This is a genomic window from Brevundimonas diminuta 3F5N, from assembly GCF_900163625.1.
Classification (GTDB): Bacteria; Pseudomonadota; Alphaproteobacteria; order Caulobacterales; family Caulobacteraceae; genus Brevundimonas; species Brevundimonas diminuta_A.
On sequence record NZ_FUIE01000015.1, the window covers coordinates 89,169 to 104,784 of the forward strand.

Consider the following 15,616-nt stretch of genomic DNA (forward strand, 5'->3'; position numbering starts at 1 on the left):
CTAGAAGTCCAAAAGATCAAACGCCCCGTCAGGAAACTGGCGGGGCGTTTTTTCTTATCCTTCTCCCCTTGTGGGAGAGGGACGCGACCTTAGCGGCGCGCCACCAGGGCTCGGGTCAGGCAGGAGAAGACCAGCCGCCCCGCCTCATCCAACAGGTCCTGCTGGGCGATGATCACGCCCTTTTCGTCTCCGACGGGATCCTTGCCCATGATGGTCAGGCGTCCGCGCAGAAGCTCGCCCGCCGGGGGGCTGCGCAGGAAGCGAAGGCCGTCGACCGCCAGGGTCTTGGCTCCAGCCCAGCCGCTGGTGCGGTCGGCGGCCAGACGGCTCCACAAGGCGTAGACCATGGCCTCGGGCGCGCCGTAGGCCACGTCCCACCCCGGCTGGAACCGTTCGGCGAACAGATCCAGCGCCGCCGCATCCACGGCGCAGGCGCCCAGGGGGATGACCTGACCGATCTCGAGGTCCTCGAAATGGACGTGCAGCGGCTCGGTCATGCGTGGTCTTCCCTCCGTCAGGCGGCCGGTTCTTCCGACACCCTGACCATCAGCTTGCCGTCATGGTCGCCCGTGAACAAGCGATTCAACGAGCCGACCGCGCCTTCCAGACCGTCGTCGACATGAACCTTCCAGTGGATTTTCCCGTCGGCCAGCCACGGGCCCATCTCGGCAACCATCTCCTTGGCGCGGTGGGCGTAGTCGAGGACCAGGAAACCCTTCACGTCCAGACGGTGGGTGATGATGCGGGCGAAGTTGGGCGAGGGCGGCATCCGCGTGGCGTTGTAGGCCGAGATCAGGCCGCACACGGCCATGCGGCCGTGCACCTTCAGCCGGTTCCAGACGGCGATCATGATGTCGCCGCCGACGTTCTCGAAATTGAGGTCGATCCCGTCGGGAGCCAGGCGGTCCAGGGCGTCGCCGACGTCCTCGTTCTTGTAGTCGACGGCGGCGTCGAAGCCGAGCTCTTCGGTCAGCCAGCGGCATTTCTCGGCGCCGCCGGCGATGCCGATGACGCGGCAGCCGCGCTGCTTGGCCACCTGGCCGGCGATGGAGCCGACCGCTCCCGCCGCCGCCGAGATGACCAGGGTTTCGCCCGCCTTCGCCTTCAGCACGTCGGTGACGCCGAAATAGGCGGTCATGCCGGTCATGCCCAACACGGACAGGTTGGCCGTCAGCGGCAGGCCCGGCGCGCGGTGGACCGGCCGCAGCCCCGCTTCGGACACGACGGCGTAGTCGGCCCAGGCGCCCGACAGAGGCATGACCAGATCGCCTTCCTTGTATCGTTCGCCGCGCGACTGCTCGACCACGCCCAGTGTCAGGCCGCGCATGACATCGCCCAGACCGACGGGCGGCAGATAGCCCTCGGAGTCATTCATCCAGGTGCGGTTGGTCGGATCGATCGACAGATAGACGGTGCGGACCAGAACCTCGCCGTCCTTCAGGTCGGGCGTGACGCTCTCGACCAGTTCCAGGTCGCCGTCCTGAATCAGGCCGTGCGGCCGCTGACGCAGGATCCATTGTCTGTTGCGCAGGCTCATCATCCGTCTCCAAGCGTTTTCTTTCAGAACCCATAGTGGCGCCTCGCCGCCAGAGAGCAAGCACGCCGGATCGGCCGTTCGCCCGGCCCGCCGCCAAAAAAGAAGGCGGACCCGTTCAGGATCCGCCTAGAAGTCGCATCATCGAGAATGAGGCGAGGGCGAAGACCGACGGTCAGGCCGGTCCGGGGGAATAGCCCTCGACGACCAGATAACGGCGCGCGCGAAACTCGGTTCCAAAGGACGCCGCCCCTCCGACGCCCTGTCGCCGTCGCGGAACAGCCGAGCGACCGCAGCGTTGGCCATAGAGGATTTCCGACCGCGAAAAGGAGGCGAGCCGATGACCCATCAAGACCCGCATTCCCACTCCGCCGACGCCGTTCATGACCACCACGCCGTCGAGGCTCAATATGTACGCCAGGGCCGAGGCGGACGGCGAATTCTGGTCATCCTGCTGCTTTCAGCCGGAGCCGCCGCCGTCCTGCTGATCGGCATGTGGGCCGTCAGCAACAAAGGCTTCCAGCGCCAAGACCGCGCCGCCGAACCAGCGCCGGTCGAGGCGACGGCCGAAGCTCCGGCTGCGGCGCTGGCCGATCCCGCCACCTGAATACGAAAAAGGCCCCGAGACAGCGCTCGGGGCCTTTCGAAACAGTCTCGCCGCGTCGACCTTACGCGGCCTGCTTCTGACGCGACGGATGGAAGAACAGAGCCTGGCTGATCGCCGCCTTCACCGTCTCCGGCTGGAAGGGTTTGGTGATCAGGAAGGTCGGTTCGGGACGCTCGCCCGTCAGCAGCCGCTCGGGGAAGGCGGTGATGAAGATGACAGGCACGTCAAAGCGCTTGAGGATGTCCTTGACCGCATCGATGCCCGACGAGCCGTCGGCCAGCTGGATATCGGCCAGCACCAGGCCCGGCGTGTGACGCGCCACGGCGTCCACGGCCTCGTCATGGGTGGTGGCGGTGCCGGTGACGCGATGGCCCAGCTCCTTCACCAGGCTTTCGATGTCGGCCGAGATGATGGCCTCGTCCTCGATGATGAGGACGTCGGTGGTCAGTTCGGCGTCGATGTCGGACTGGGCCTCCGCGATCAGGCGCTCGACCGTGCGCGGATCGACGGCGAGAATCTGAGCCGCTTCGGACGGCGTGAAACCTTCCAGCGCAGTCAGCAGGAAGGCCTGGCGCGAGCGCGGCGAAATCCGCATCAGGCGATGAGCGGCGTCATCGCCCTCGACCGCCCCGCCGTCTTCAAGCTGGGCGCCCGTGGCCGACCAGATGGTGTGGAAAACGTGATACAAGGCCACCCGCGGAGTCATGTCCGTCGGCAGTTGGCGTTCCCCCGCTGCAAGAGCTTCGAGAGCCACGCGAACATAGTTGTCGCCCGTCGTCTGGTCGCCGGTCAGCGCCCGCGCATAACGACGAACGTAGGGCAGATGAGGCGCAAGTCTGGCCAGAAGGCTCATATGGTTCTTTCCCCGACAGTCTTCACGCCGCACATTAGTCAGCGCACCAGCGGATTCAACGTATCAAATGGGCCACGGTTCCCGAGCCGTCATCCAGCTTGAGCATAAAAACGCCTGGCGTTAGGAACCCTATGCGTAAGGCGGCGTTTTCCGCTTCTACAGGCGTTTCAACTGGCTTGGGCGGCAGCCGTAAACTCGATGATCAACACCAAGGACACCCCCGCTCACCCCGACGGGACACCGTCGCACGATCGAGGGCTTGAAGAGGTCCGTCTGCGCCAGCAGGCGATTGGCGTGAAGCTGCGCCATATGTTCGACGAGGTCGTGAACGAACCCGTTCCCGACGAATTCCTGGAGATCCTCAGACGCGCCGATCAAGCGTCGTCCACTAAGGAGGGACAGTGACCAGCACCCCATCCCGGCCCCCGTCGGCCGATGACGGCGCCTTCAAGGCCGAACTGGTCACCCTGATCCCTCATCTGCGCGCCTTCGCCCGCACCCTGACCGGCGACCCGACCGCGGCCGACGACCTGGCCCAGGAAGCCATGATGAAGGCGTGGGACGCGCGCGCCAGCTATCAGATGGGCACGAACATGAAGGCCTGGACCTTCATGATCCTGCGCAACCAGTTCTACTCCGAGAAGCGTCGGTCCTGGCGTCAGACCCAGCTGGATCAGGAAGCCGCCGAACGCACCCTGATCGCGGTGGACGATCCCGAGGCGCCCGTCGCCCTGGACGAACTGCGCCAGGCTTTGCAGACCCTGCCCGAGGAACAGAGGGAAGCCCTGATTCTCGTGGGCGCCGGGGGCTTCGCCTATGAGGAGGCGGCCGAGATCTGCCAGTGCGCCGTGGGCACGGTGAAGAGTCGCGTGTCGCGCGCCCGCAAGGCGTTGCAGGCCACGCTGGAGCGCGGCGGCTACGCCCGCGACGGAAAGTCGGCCGGGGACGCCATGCGATCCATCCTGGCCGACGCCGACAGGCTGAGCGGCGCCGGGCGGAGATAGTCGTGCTGCGGATCGGCCGGGTTCTGGGGCGCAAGCTCGGAAGGCCCAGCGTACAGGGAATCCGCTTCCGCCTGGGCGTGGCCATGGCCATCGCCCTGCTGCCGATCCTGCTGCTGGCCGTGATCCAGACCGAGGCGGGCTTCCGCCGCCAGGCCGCGGAGCAGCGCATCGACCTGCAACTGGCCGCCGACCGCAGCGCCGCCCACGCCAAGAACAACATCGACAGCGCCGTGGTGCTGCTGCAGGCCCTGGCCCCCGAGGGCGTCGGCTTCTATTGCGAGCCGCGCCTGACGACCCTGGTCGAACGGATGGACAGCATCGCCGGCCTGGCCCGTTTCAGCGCCACGGGCGAGCCGGTCTGCGCCTCCCGCGCCGTTCCTCCGCCCACGGGCGCCGAGGTGCGCGAACGATCCTGGTATCAACGGCTGAGACGCGGCGAAGACGTGGTCATGGAATGGACCGCCGGGAAGCCGAACGCCCTGCTGGTCGCGGTCCGCTCCGAACGGCCCATGGGCGCCTTCCAGGGCGCCATGGCCGCCATCCTGCCGTTGACGGCGCTGCAGCCGGACATTCGCGATCCCGCCCTGCCCATCGGCGCTCAGGCGGCGGTGATCGATACCTCCGGCCGGGTGCTGACCACGACCGACGCCCAGGCCTTCCAGCTCAACGATCCCCAGGCCATCGCCGCCTGGGCCGCGCAGGCCCAGCGCGGCGACACCCCCCTGTTCGAGGCCAAGGACGCGCGCGGCCGCCGCCACGTCTATGCGGGCGCGCCGCTGTCGGGACGCGACGTCTTCGTCCTGCTGTCCGCCCCCGCGCCGGGCCTGTTGTCCTGGGCGCGGCTGAACCCCTTCGGCACCCTGCTGCTGCCGCTGGCGGCCTGGCTGGCGACCTTCGCCGCCGTCATGCTGCTGTCCGAACGGATCGTGGTGCGCTGGCTGGCCTATCTAGAACGGGTGGCCGCCATCTATGCGCGCGGCCGCTTTTCGGTGCGCCCGGTCCAGGCCGAGCACGCTCCGGCCGAAATCCGCGTCCTGGCCCGCACCCTCGGCGCCCTGGGCGACAACATCACCCGACGCGACAAGGCCCTGCTGGAGGCCCTGGACGAGAAGGACGCGCTGATGCGCGAAATCCATCACCGGGTGAAGAACAACCTGCAGATCATCTCCTCCCTGCTGTCGATGCAGCAGCGGGCGGTGACCGATCCCGGCGCGCGCGCGGCCCTGGGCGACACCCGCCAGAGGATCGCCGCCCTGGCCCTGATCTACCGCATTCTCTACCAGAGCGAGCACGTCCGCGAGGCCGACTCAGAGACCTTCCTGCGCGAACTGGTCGGCCAGCTGATCGCCGGCGAGGCGGTGCGCGGCCCCCTGGTGACCACGACGATCGAAGCGGATCCCCTGGTCATCGACCCCGACAAGCTGGCGCCCCTGGCCCTGTGGGTGGTCGAGGCCGTCTCCAACGCCCAGAAGCACGCCTTCGCCGGGCGCGGCGGCGACCTGCAGGTCCGCTTCCGGGTTCAGGGCGACGTCAGCGTGCTGGAGGTGCAGGACGACGGGCCCGGCGTCGCCGACGCGGCTGAAACCGGGGTGGGACGCACCCTGATGATCGCCTTCGCCAAACAGTTGCGCGGCGAGGCCGAGATCCTCCCGGCGCCCGAGGGCGGCTCGATCGCCCGCCTGACCTTCGTCACGCCCGAAGCCCACGGCCCGGCCCATGTGCGCGAGGTCGCCGCCTTCCGGGTCAGTGGAACCCGACCTTGAGCGTGGCGTTCTGAAAGCCTGAGGGCTTCCGTCCCGACAGTCCCACGTCTCAGGAGCATTCCATGCGTAAACTCATCATCCTGGCCGTCGCCGCCGCGGCCCTGACCACCGCCGCCTGCAACACCATTCAGGGCGTCGGCAAGGACACCCAGGCCGCCGGCCAAGCCGTCGAAGGCGCGGCCAGGGACGCCAAGAACTGATCCTTCCCTGATCGTAAAGACTGCCCCGCAACCCCGCCGAGCGCCTCGCCCGGCGGGGTTTTATTTTTCACTGGCGCGACCCTGAAGGCTCATTTAGCGTCGCCGCGCCCTATGACAGGGCCAGGACTTTGAAAAGAAGATGCGCGTCGGCTGCCCCCGAGAGATCAAGACCAATGAACATCGCGTCGGCCTGACGCCCGCCGCCGTGCGCGAATACGTCGCCCACGGCCACGCCGTGGTCATGGAGACGGGCGCGGGCGTCGGCGCTGGTTTCGCCGACGCCGATTACGTCAAGGCCGGTGCCCGCATCGCCCCCGACGCCCGCACCGTCTTCGCCGGCAGCGACATGATCGTGAAGGTCAAGGAGTTGCAACCAACCGAGTTCGCCCTGCTGAACGACGGCCACATCCTCTTCACCTATCTGCACCTGGCGCCCGATCCCGAGCAGACCAAGGCCCTGCTGGCTTCCGGCTGCGCCGCCGTCGCCTATGAGACGGTGACCGACCGCAACGGAGGCCTGCCGCTGCTGGCGCCCATGTCCGAGGTGGCCGGGCGCATCGCCGTCTTCTCGGCGGCCGAGACCCTGCTGAAACACAAGGGCGGCATGGGACTGCTGTTCTGCGGCGTGCCCGGCGTGGCGCCGGCGCGGGTGCTGGTGCTGGGCGGCGGGGTCGTGGGGCTGAACGCCGCGCGCATGGCCATGGGCCTGGGCGCCGAGGTGGTCGTGCTGGAACGCTCGATCCCTCGCATGCGCCAGATCGACGAGCTGACCGGCGGCCGCGTCATCACCCGCTATTCCTCCCTGCACGCCATCGAGGAAGAGTTGCCCAAGGCCGATGTGGTGATCGGCGCCGTCCTGACGCCGGGCGCCGAGGCGCCTACCCTGGTGCGGCGCGACCAACTCGCTTCAATGAAGAAGGGCAGCGTCCTGATCGATGTCGCCATCGACCAAGGCGGCTGCTTCGAGACCTCGCGCCCGACCACCCACGACCAGCCGACCTATGTGGTCGACGACGTCATCCACTATTGCGTCGGCAACATGCCCGGCGCCGTACCGCGCACCAGTTCGGAAGCCCTGAACAACGCCACCCTGCCCTTCGGACTGGCCCTGGCCGACCGGGGGCTGGAGGCCCTGCGCGCCGATCCGCATCTGGCCAAGGGGCTGAACGTGCTGAAGGGCGAGATCACCCACCCGGCCGTGGCCCAGGCTCTGGGCATGGAATGGCGCGACCCCTTCGGCGTCTGGGCGCGCGGCTGAAGACGCACGATCGGGCTTGCCGTCGTTCAGGCGGCGCCTCAGGAACACGATCCTAGCTGTTCAGGAGCGCGGCCATGCTGCTTCTCGCCATGATGTCCATCGTCGCGTTCCAAGAGACGACGCCCGCAGCCGAGGCGCCCGCAGCGGCGTCCGTGCGCTGGTCGACGCCGCCGCATATCGAAACGCCGCCCAAGGCCCTGCAGGACAAGGTCAGCGGCGTCGCCACCCTGCGCTGCGCCTTCACCGACGGCTCGCCGAGCGCCTGCCGCATCGTCGCCGAGAGCCCGGCGGGGTACGGCTTCGGCATGACGGCGTTGCGCGCAACGCGTTCCGCGCGGGCTGCAAACGGCCTCGACGGGCCCCACGAATTCTCCATCGTCTTCGAAGTTCGCTGACCTCGAACGGGTCCGGCCTGTAATTCGCCGCTCTCTTCGGTCATAAGGCGCCCATGAAGTTCCTCGATCAGGCCAAGATCTATATTCGCTCCGGCAACGGCGGCGCGGGCTCCGTCTCGTTCCGTCGCGAAAAATTCATACCCAACGGCGGCCCCGACGGCGGCGACGGCGGCAAGGGCGGCGACGTCTGGGTCGAGTCGGCCGACGGGCTGAACACCCTGATCGACTTCCGCTATCAGCAGCACTTCAAGGCCCCGACCGGCAACCACGGCCAGGGCCGCCAGATGCACGGCGCCAAGGGCGAGGACGTGGTCCTGCGCGTCCCCGTCGGCACCCAGGTGCTGGACGAGGACAAGGAGACGGTGCTCGTCGACCTGGACGAAGCGGGCATGAAGGTGAAGCTGCTGTCCGGCGGCAACGGCGGCTGGGGCAACACCCGCTTCAAGGGCCCGGTCAACCAGGCCCCGCGCCACGCCAACCCCGGCCAGGAAGGTCAGGAGCGCTGGATCTGGCTTCGGCTGAAGCTGATCGCCGACATCGGTCTGGCGGGTCTGCCGAATGCGGGCAAGTCGACCTTCCTGTCGGCCGTCTCGGCGGCGCGGCCCAAGGTGGCGGACTATCCCTTCACCACCCTGACGCCGAACCTGGGCATGGTGGACCTGAGCCCGTCGGAACGCTTCGTCATCGCCGACATTCCCGGCCTGATCGAAGGCGCCAGCGACGGCGCAGGGCTGGGCACGCGCTTCCTGGGCCACGTCGAGCGCTCGGCCAGCCTGATCCACCTGATCGACGGCACGCAGGACGATGTGGTCGAGGCCTATCGCATCATCCGCGGCGAGCTGGAGGCCTATGGCGAGGGCCTGGCCGACAAGACCGAAATCCTGGCGCTGAACAAGATCGACGCCCTGACGCCCGAAGCGCGCGAGGAGAAGGCGGCGGAGCTGGAGGCGGTCGCGGGCCGTCGACCCTATCTGGTGTCCGGCGTCTCGGGCGAGGGCGTGACCGAACTGCTGCGCGCCGCCTGGGCCGAGGTGAAGAAGAACCGCGGCGAGGTCTCGGACGAGGGCGAACACGTCATCCCCGAAACGCCGGGCGGCTGGCAGCCGTAATCCGTCACATGGCCGGATGACGGGGGCGTCGCCGCCCCCTATGTTCGCGCCATGACCGACGCGCCCGCCGAATCCGCCTCCCGCCCCCTCACGCAAGACGGGCCGCCCCTGCGGCTGTGGTTGATCGACGCCTCGGCCTACATCTTCCGCGCCTATCACGCCCTGCCCCCGCTGACCCGCAAGTCGGACGGCCTGCCCGTGGGCGCGGTGCAGGGTTACTGCAACATGCTGTGGAAGCTGCTGAAGGACATGAAGGGCGAGGACGGGCCGACGCACCTGGTCGCCGTCTTCGACCACTCTGAGAAGACTTTCCGCAACGATCTCTATGATCAATACAAGGCCCACCGCCCCCCGGCGCCTGAGGATCTGGTCCCGCAGTTTCCCCTGGTGCGCGAGGCGACCAAGGCCTTCGGCGTCCACTGCGTCGAGATGGCCGGCTATGAGGCCGACGACCTGATCGCCACCTATGCCTGTCAAGCCCGCGATGCGGGCGGCGAGGCGGTGATCGTCAGCTCCGACAAGGATCTGATGCAGCTGATCGGCGACGGCGTGGTCATGTACGACCCGATGAAGGACCGCCGCCTCGAAGAAGAGGCCGTGTTCGAGAAGTTCGGCGTCACGCCCGACAAGGTGGTCGAGGTTCAGGCGCTGATCGGCGACAGCGTCGACAACGTGCCCGGCGCCCCCGGCATCGGCCCCAAAACGGCGGCCCAGCTGATCCACGAATACGGCGATCTGGACACCCTGCTGGCCCGCGCGGGCGAGATCAAGCAGCCCAAGCGCCGCGAGACCCTGATCAACTTCGCCGACCAGATCCGCCTGTCGCGCGAACTGGTGAAGCTGACCTGCGACGCGCCGATCCCCGAACCGATCGACGACTTCATCATCCGCGACCCAGACCCCGAGGCCCTGTCGGCCTTCCTGGAGACGATGGAGTTCCGTTCGCTGGCCCGCCGCGTCGGCGACGGCAAGGCGCCGCAGAAGGAAGGCTCCGCCTTCACCCGTCAGCCGACAGCCCCCGTGGCCACGCCGCGCTATGGCCAGACCGAGGTCGCCGCCCCCGTCGACACCCACGCCTTCGACCGGGAGCGCTATGAGTGCGTACAGACGCTGGAAGGCCTCGACCGTTGGATCGCGCGGGCGAAGGCGGCGGGCGTGGTCGGCTTCGACACCGAGACCGACGCCCTGTCTTCGACCCACGCCGGGCTGTGCGGCGTGTCGCTGGCGGTCGGGCCGAACGAGGCCTGCTACATCCCCCTGACGCATGAGCACGAGCCGACCGGAGACGGCGGCCTGGACTTCGGCGACGGCGGCGATGCGCGCCCGCCCCTGCAACAGATCGACAAGCCGACGGCCCTGGCCCGGCTGAAAGACCTGCTGGAAGACCCGTCGGTCCTGAAGGTCGGCCAGAACATCAAATACGACCTCGCCGTCATGGCCCGGCGCGGCGTGCGCGTCGCCCCGATCGACGATGTGATGCTGATCTCCTACGTCCTCGAAGGCGGTCTGCACGGCCACGGCATGGACGAACTGGCGCGGCTGCACCTCGGTCACGAGCCCATCCCGTTCAAGAGCGTGGCCGGGACCGGCAAGAGCCAGAAGAGCTTCAAGCACGTCGAGCTGAAATCGGCCGTCTGCTACGCCGCCGAAGATGCGGACGTGACCCTGCGCCTGCACCGCCTGCTGAAGCCGCGTCTGGCGGCCGAGGGCCTGTCGAGCGTCTATGAGACGCTGGAGCGCGGCATGCCCGCCGTTCTGGCCGACATGGAGCGGGCCGGCGTGCGGGTCGATCCCGACCGGCTGCGTTCCCTGTCCTCGACTTTCGGCCAGCGCATGGCCGAGCTGGAGGAAGAGGCGCACAAGCTGGCCGGCCGCCCGTTCAACGTCGGCAGCCCGCGCCAGATCGGCGAGATCCTGTTCGGCGAGATGAACCTGCCCGGCGGCAAGAAGACCGCCAGCGGCCAGTGGGGCACCGACGCCAGCGTGCTGGAAGAGCTGGCCCAGAACCATCCCCTGCCCCGCACCATCCTGGACTGGCGCCAATTGTCCAAGCTGAAGGGCACCTACACCGACGCCCTGGTGGCGGCGATGGACCCGCAGACGAACCGGGTCCACACCTCATACCAACTGGCGGCGGCGACGACGGGGCGTCTGGCCTCATCCGACCCCAACCTTCAGAACATCCCGATCCGCACCGAGACGGGCCGCCAGATCCGTCAGGCCTTCATCGCCTCGCCGGGCCATGTGCTGATCAGCGCCGACTACAGCCAGATCGAGCTGCGCCTGCTGGCCCACATCGGCGACATTCCCGAGCTGAAGCGCGCCTTCAAAAACGGCCTCGACATTCACGCCGCCACCGCGTCCGAAATGTTCGGCGTGCCGGTCGAGGGCATGTCCAGCGAGACGCGCCGCCGGGCCAAGGCCATCAACTTCGGCATCATCTACGGCATCAGCGCCTTCGGCTTGGCCGCCCAGCTGGGCATCGAACAAGGTGAGGCCGGGGCCTACATCAAGACCTATTTCGAGCGCTTCCCCGGCATCCGCGACTACATGGACAAGACCAAGGCGCTGGTGAAGGAGCAGGGCTTCGTCACCACCGTCTTCGGACGGCGCATCCACATCCCGGCCATCCACTCCAAGTCCGGCGCCGAGCGCCAGTTCGGCGAGCGCGCGGCCATCAACGCCCCGATTCAGGGCGCCGCCGCCGACATCATCCGCCGCGCCATGATCCGTATGCCGGGCGCCCTGCTTGATGCGGGCCTCCAGACCCGGATGCTGCTGCAGGTCCACGACGAACTGGTGTTCGAAGCCCCCGAGGCCGAGGCCGAGCGCGCCGTCGCCATCATCCGCCGCGTGATGGAGACCGCCGCTGAACCGGCCGTGGCCTTGAGCGTTCCGCTGGACGTCGAAGCCAAGGCCGCTGGCAACTGGGACGACGCGCACTAAATCCACTTCTTCGAGCAAGCCCTTATCTCTGAACAAGGATGTGACATGAGCCTGGATCCCGAAATCCGCGACAACGAAGAGGCCAAGCGCTACGAGCTGGACGTCGACGGCGAGACCGCCGTGGTCATCTACAACCCCGTCGCGGGCGGGCGCCTGATCACCGAGACCCTCGTGCCAGTCCCGCTGGAAGGGCGCGGCATCGCCAGCCGCATGGCCAAGCACGTCCTGGCCGATCTGAAGTCGAAAGACCTGCTGATCCTGCCGACCTGCCCCTTCTTCTCCAGCTACCTGAAGAAGCACCCGGAATACGCCGATCAGGTGCATCCGACCTATCGGGCCATGCTGGGCCTGTAGGGCATCGCTTCAAGCCCCGCCTCCTGCTAGGGCGGGGCGATGAAGTCTTCAGACATCGACGTCCTGATCGTCGGCGCCGGCGCGGCCGGCATGATGTGCGCCATCGAGGCGGGCAAGCGCGGCCGCCGCGTGCGCGTGATCGACCACGCCCGCGCGCCGGGCGAGAAGATCCGCATCTCGGGCGGCGGGCGATGCAACTTCACCAATCTGGGGACCGGCGGCGCCAATTTCCTGGGCGAGAATCCGCGCTTCGCCCTGTCGGCCCTGCGCCGCTTCACTCAGCACGACTTCATCAAGATGGTCGATCGCCACGGCATCGCCTGGCACGAAAAGACACTGGGTCAACTGTTCTGCGACGACAGCGCCAAGCAGATCATTCGTATGCTGACCGACGAGATGAAGGCGGCGGGCGTCACCCTGTCGCTGGGCCTCGGCGTCAAGGCGGTAGAGCGCGCGGGCGATCGGTTTCAGGTCGATCTGGACGACGGATCGCGGGTGACGGCGGCCTCGCTGGTCGTGGCGACCGGCGGCAAGTCCATTCCCAAGATGGGGGCCACCGGCTGGGGCTATGAGGTCGCGCGGCGCTTCGGTCTGCGCGTCACCGACACCCGGCCTGCGCTGGTCCCCCTGACGTTCGAGCCGGGGCTGCTGGAACAGCTCAAGCCGCTGGCGGGGGTAACGGTCGACGCCGTCGTGTGGCACAAGGCGCCCAAGGACGCGGGCGCGGGTCGCCCGGCCAAGGAAACCGTCTTCCGCGAGGGCCTGCTGTTCACCCATCGCGGCCTGTCGGGGCCATCGATCCTGCAGATCAGCACCTACTGGCGCGAGGGCGAGGCGATCACCGTCGATCTGGCCCCCGACCGCGACGCCGCCGCCGAAATTCTGGCCGCCAAGACCGAAAACGGCAAGCAGGCCGTGCACACGGCCGTCGGCCACGTCGTGCCGCGTCGTCTGGCCGAAGCCCTGTGTGCGCGCGAAAACCTGTCGGGCAAGCTGGCCGAGGTCGGCGACAAGAAGCTGCGCGTCCTGGCCGAGGCCGTCAACGCCTGGACGGTCAAGCCGGTCGGCTCCGAAGGCTATCGCACCGCCGAGGTGACGCTGGGCGGGGTCGACACCGCCGCCCTGGACCAACAGACGATGGAGGCCAAGACCGTGCCCGGCCTGTTCTTCATCGGCGAGGTCGCGGACGTCACCGGCTGGCTGGGCGGCTACAATTTCCAGTGGGCCTGGTCGTCGGGCTGGGCGGCGGGCCAGCACTGCTGATCGCGTGAAAACAGGGCCCTGCGGCGACGCGGCGCGTTGTCGCGGGGGCGGGCGATCCCTACCTCTTTTGCTGTAGCGGGACGGGCCCCTCTGGCGGCGCTTCGGCGGCGTGATGTCGGACCGCATTCAACGACGAAAGAGGATTTCATGCCCCTGCTGATGTGTCCCAACGACAATGCGCCCATGCAGACGCTGGACCGCCACGGCGTCCAGTTCGACATGTGCCCGACCTGTCGCGGCGTCTGGCTGGATCGCGGCGAACTGGAAAAGCTGATGGCCGCCGCCGGCGATGAGGGCCGCGCGTCCGCGCCCGCCGCCCCGACCCACGTCCCGCCGCCGCAACCGGCCCAACCTCAGCAGCCCTGGGGAGCCCAGCCGACCTATCGCGAGCCGCCGCGCCATCGCGACGACCGCTATGACCACGACCGTCGCCGCGACGACGACTACCACTACCGCAAGAAGAAGAAGCGGTTGGACATCTTCGACATCTTCGACTGACGCCGAAGGGCGGTCAGGCCGCCAGGCCGACCGCCTGCATCAGAGGCCGCAGGGTCAGCACCGCCTGCGGCTCCGCTCCCAGGGCGGCGCGGGTGTCCGGCGCGCGCATCAACCGCACCGCTTCCGCGCGTGCGCGTTCAGCGACCGGGCCGGTCGGTCCCGTTTCCGCCGCCGCCAGCCTCAACAGGGCCGCCAGCTTCTGAGGGATCGGCGCCGGCGCGCGAGCGATCTGCGTCGTCAGCCGGGCGTCGGCCTCGACCGCGCCTCCGACCAGGCCCAGGGCGTCGACGACAGCCTGGGTCTCGCGCTCGGGCAGGCCCGCGTTACGCACCGACCGTTGCAGAATGACCAGCGACAGCAGACGCTGCCCCGGCGGCGCGGCATCGGTCGTCAGCCGACCGCGCAGCTCGGTCTCAAAACGCAGGGAGGCGACGCAGGCGTCCAGCCAGCGCGCGGCCGCCCGCTTATTGGCGCCGCCGGTGACGTTCTCGCACAGACGGGTCAGGCGCTCCGCCTCGGCCAGGACGGACGTGCAGTCGGCGACATAGGCGGCGACGAAATCGGCGGCGACCAGGCTGCGCGAGCGTTCGATGAAGGCGGTCTGCACCTCTTCCAGAGTCAGCAGCCGTCCCGCCGTGGCCGTCAGGGCCGTGGCCAGGGCGCGCAGAATGTCGATCTCGCCCACCGCATCGCCCGGCCGCAGGCGGCGCTGGCTCATCAGCTCGCGCAGCACCATCCGCGCCAGGGCCGCCGCCAACAGAGGGAACTCCCCTGCCGCCAACCGCTCGCCCAGTCGCGCGGGCGGGCCTTCGACCGGCGGCACCAGCAGGGTCAGGCGCGGGTCATGAGCGAGGATGGCCCCGACCTCGCGCGGCGCGACCATCCGCACCGCCGCCGCCAGGCTGGAGCCCTGATCCAGACCGGGACCGAGAATCTGCGCCAGGCCCGCGCGCGATCCCAGAAGCTCGCACAGGATCTGCTCGACCGCGACGAACACCAGTGCGCGCGGCGGCCCCTCAAGCGGCGCCCGGTCGCAGATGTCCATCAGCCGCTCCAGCCGCGCCCGCGCCCCCGTCAGGGCGCGCAGAGACCCGGCCACCGCGCCGCCCATGAGAAAGGCCCGGTCCGCCGCGCCGACAAGACTGTGCGCCAGATCGGCGACGGACCGCGTCTCCAGATCCGCGAACGTTCGGCTGCGGCCCGCCTTCAGCAACCGCTCGATCGCCTGCTCGGCCAGGCGCTGATAGTGGCGCATCAGCTCATGCACCGACTGGCCGGGAACGGCCTGAGCCTCGGGCACGGCGACCTTCTGGATGGCGTGCTGCAACTCCACGCCGGAGGCTTCCAGCCGCTCGGCCAGATCCGGCCGATGCAGCAGTTCGAAGGCCGTCGCGCCCTGGCGCCCCAACCAGTCCTCCAGGATGCGGCCAATGGTCTCGCGCGCATGGGGGGCGTAGAGGTCCTGCACCCCACGACAGGAAGGGCCGCGCGGCTCGACCGGCGCCGGGCGCTTGCGCTTCAGTTCCGGCGCGCCGCGCGTCAGGACGACGACGCTGGCGAACTCCATGGTCTCGGGGTCCAAGGTCTCCTTGGTGACGCGCACGGCCACAGCCTGACGGTCGCGCATCAGATCCTCGGCCGTCTCCATGGCGCGGCGGCGGTCCTCCATGGCCTGCGACAGAGACCAGTCGTCCGGCGGCGTGCGGCGGATGTAAATTTCGTAGTGAACGGGACCGGCCATGGCGCCTTCGTGGACAGCAAGACGGCTATTCTGACTTTCCAGGCTTTAAGGCGAGGTTTCGCCTTTTCCTCGCACGGGTTGAAAGGCAGAG

At 68.5% G+C, this 15,616-nt stretch carries 16 protein-coding genes; 12 read left to right on the forward strand and 4 right to left on the reverse strand.

Going from position 1 to position 15,616, the window contains the following annotated elements:
* Window positions 1–89 precede the first annotated feature (89 nt).
* Window positions 90–497 carry a MaoC family dehydratase gene (locus FM111_RS02420; RefSeq protein WP_087139138.1) on the reverse strand — a complete coding sequence of 136 codons (408 nt, stop codon included), beginning with the start codon at window positions 495–497 and terminating at the stop codon, window positions 90–92.
* Between the two features lie 17 nt (window positions 498–514).
* Complete coding sequence (locus FM111_RS02425; protein WP_087139188.1) at window positions 515–1,537, reverse strand: NADP-dependent oxidoreductase; 1,023 nt, start codon at window positions 1,535–1,537, stop codon at window positions 515–517.
* A gap of 337 nt (window positions 1,538–1,874) precedes the next feature.
* On the opposite strand from FM111_RS02425, the gene FM111_RS02430 reads away from it, so the two are divergent.
* On the forward strand, window positions 1,875–2,141 hold the full coding sequence (locus tag FM111_RS02430; protein ID WP_087139139.1) for a hypothetical protein: 267 nt from the start codon (window positions 1,875–1,877) through the stop codon (window positions 2,139–2,141).
* A gap of 61 nt (window positions 2,142–2,202) precedes the next feature.
* Here the strand turns inward: FM111_RS02430 and phyR are convergent, their stop codons facing one another.
* Complete coding sequence (phyR, locus tag FM111_RS02435; protein WP_087139140.1) at window positions 2,203–2,994, reverse strand: anti-anti sigma factor/receiver protein PhyR; 792 nt, start codon at window positions 2,992–2,994, stop codon at window positions 2,203–2,205.
* A 198-nt stretch (window positions 2,995–3,192) separates the two neighbouring features.
* Here phyR and nepR point away from each other — a divergent pair, with 198 nt between their 5' ends.
* The 11 genes from nepR (at window position 3,193) to FM111_RS02490 (ending at window position 13,784) form a co-directional block, all read left to right on the forward strand.
* Entirely contained in the window at window positions 3,193–3,399 is a 207-nt protein-coding gene (gene nepR, locus FM111_RS02440; RefSeq protein WP_087139141.1) for an anti-sigma T factor NepR, read from the forward strand.
* Window positions 3,396–3,998: a sigma-70 family RNA polymerase sigma factor gene (locus tag FM111_RS02445; RefSeq protein ID WP_087139142.1), complete on the forward strand. Its 603-nt coding sequence runs from the start codon at window positions 3,396–3,398 to the stop codon at window positions 3,996–3,998. Before nepR ends, FM111_RS02445 begins: the two co-directional genes overlap by 4 nt.
* An 83-nt stretch (window positions 3,999–4,081) precedes the next feature.
* Window positions 4,082–5,761: a sensor histidine kinase PhyK gene (gene phyK / locus FM111_RS02450; RefSeq protein ID WP_087139189.1), complete on the forward strand. Its 1,680-nt coding sequence runs from the start codon at window positions 4,082–4,084 to the stop codon at window positions 5,759–5,761.
* Between the two features lie 62 nt (window positions 5,762–5,823).
* Window positions 5,824–5,961, forward strand: coding sequence for an entericidin A/B family lipoprotein (locus FM111_RS02455; protein WP_024355200.1), 138 nt, complete (start codon window positions 5,824–5,826; stop codon window positions 5,959–5,961).
* Window positions 5,962–6,100: 139 nt separating this feature from the next.
* Window positions 6,101–7,219 (forward strand): alanine dehydrogenase, encoded by a 1,119-nt coding sequence (ald, locus tag FM111_RS02460; RefSeq protein WP_087139143.1) that lies wholly within the window; start codon window positions 6,101–6,103, stop codon window positions 7,217–7,219.
* Window positions 7,220–7,293: 74 nt separating this feature from the next.
* Window positions 7,294–7,614 (forward strand): hypothetical protein, encoded by a 321-nt coding sequence (locus FM111_RS16335; RefSeq protein WP_087139144.1) that lies wholly within the window; start codon window positions 7,294–7,296, stop codon window positions 7,612–7,614.
* Window positions 7,615–7,667: 53 nt separating this feature from the next.
* A complete protein-coding gene (gene obgE, locus FM111_RS02470; protein WP_087139145.1) occupies window positions 7,668–8,723 on the forward strand; it encodes a GTPase ObgE in 1,056 nt (351 codons plus the stop codon).
* A 51-nt stretch (window positions 8,724–8,774) separates the two neighbouring features.
* Window positions 8,775–11,669, forward strand: coding sequence for a DNA polymerase I (gene polA / locus FM111_RS02475; RefSeq protein WP_087139146.1), 2,895 nt, complete (start codon window positions 8,775–8,777; stop codon window positions 11,667–11,669).
* Window positions 11,670–11,714: 45 nt separating this feature from the next.
* Entirely contained in the window at window positions 11,715–12,023 is a 309-nt protein-coding gene (locus FM111_RS02480) for a GNAT family N-acetyltransferase (RefSeq protein ID WP_087139147.1), read from the forward strand.
* 39 nt (window positions 12,024–12,062) lie between these two features.
* The gene (locus tag FM111_RS02485; protein ID WP_087139148.1) at window positions 12,063–13,286 is read left to right on the forward strand and encodes an NAD(P)/FAD-dependent oxidoreductase; all 1,224 of its coding nucleotides are present in this window, start codon (window positions 12,063–12,065) and stop codon (window positions 13,284–13,286) included.
* Window positions 13,287–13,433: 147 nt separating this feature from the next.
* Window positions 13,434–13,784 (forward strand): TFIIB-type zinc ribbon-containing protein, encoded by a 351-nt coding sequence (locus FM111_RS02490; protein ID WP_087139149.1) that lies wholly within the window; start codon window positions 13,434–13,436, stop codon window positions 13,782–13,784.
* 13 nt (window positions 13,785–13,797) lie between these two features.
* Here FM111_RS02490 and FM111_RS02495 read toward each other — a convergent pair whose 3' ends face one another.
* Window positions 13,798–15,525: a hypothetical protein gene (locus FM111_RS02495; protein ID WP_087139150.1), complete on the reverse strand. Its 1,728-nt coding sequence runs from the start codon at window positions 15,523–15,525 to the stop codon at window positions 13,798–13,800.
* Window positions 15,526–15,616 lie beyond the last annotated feature (91 nt).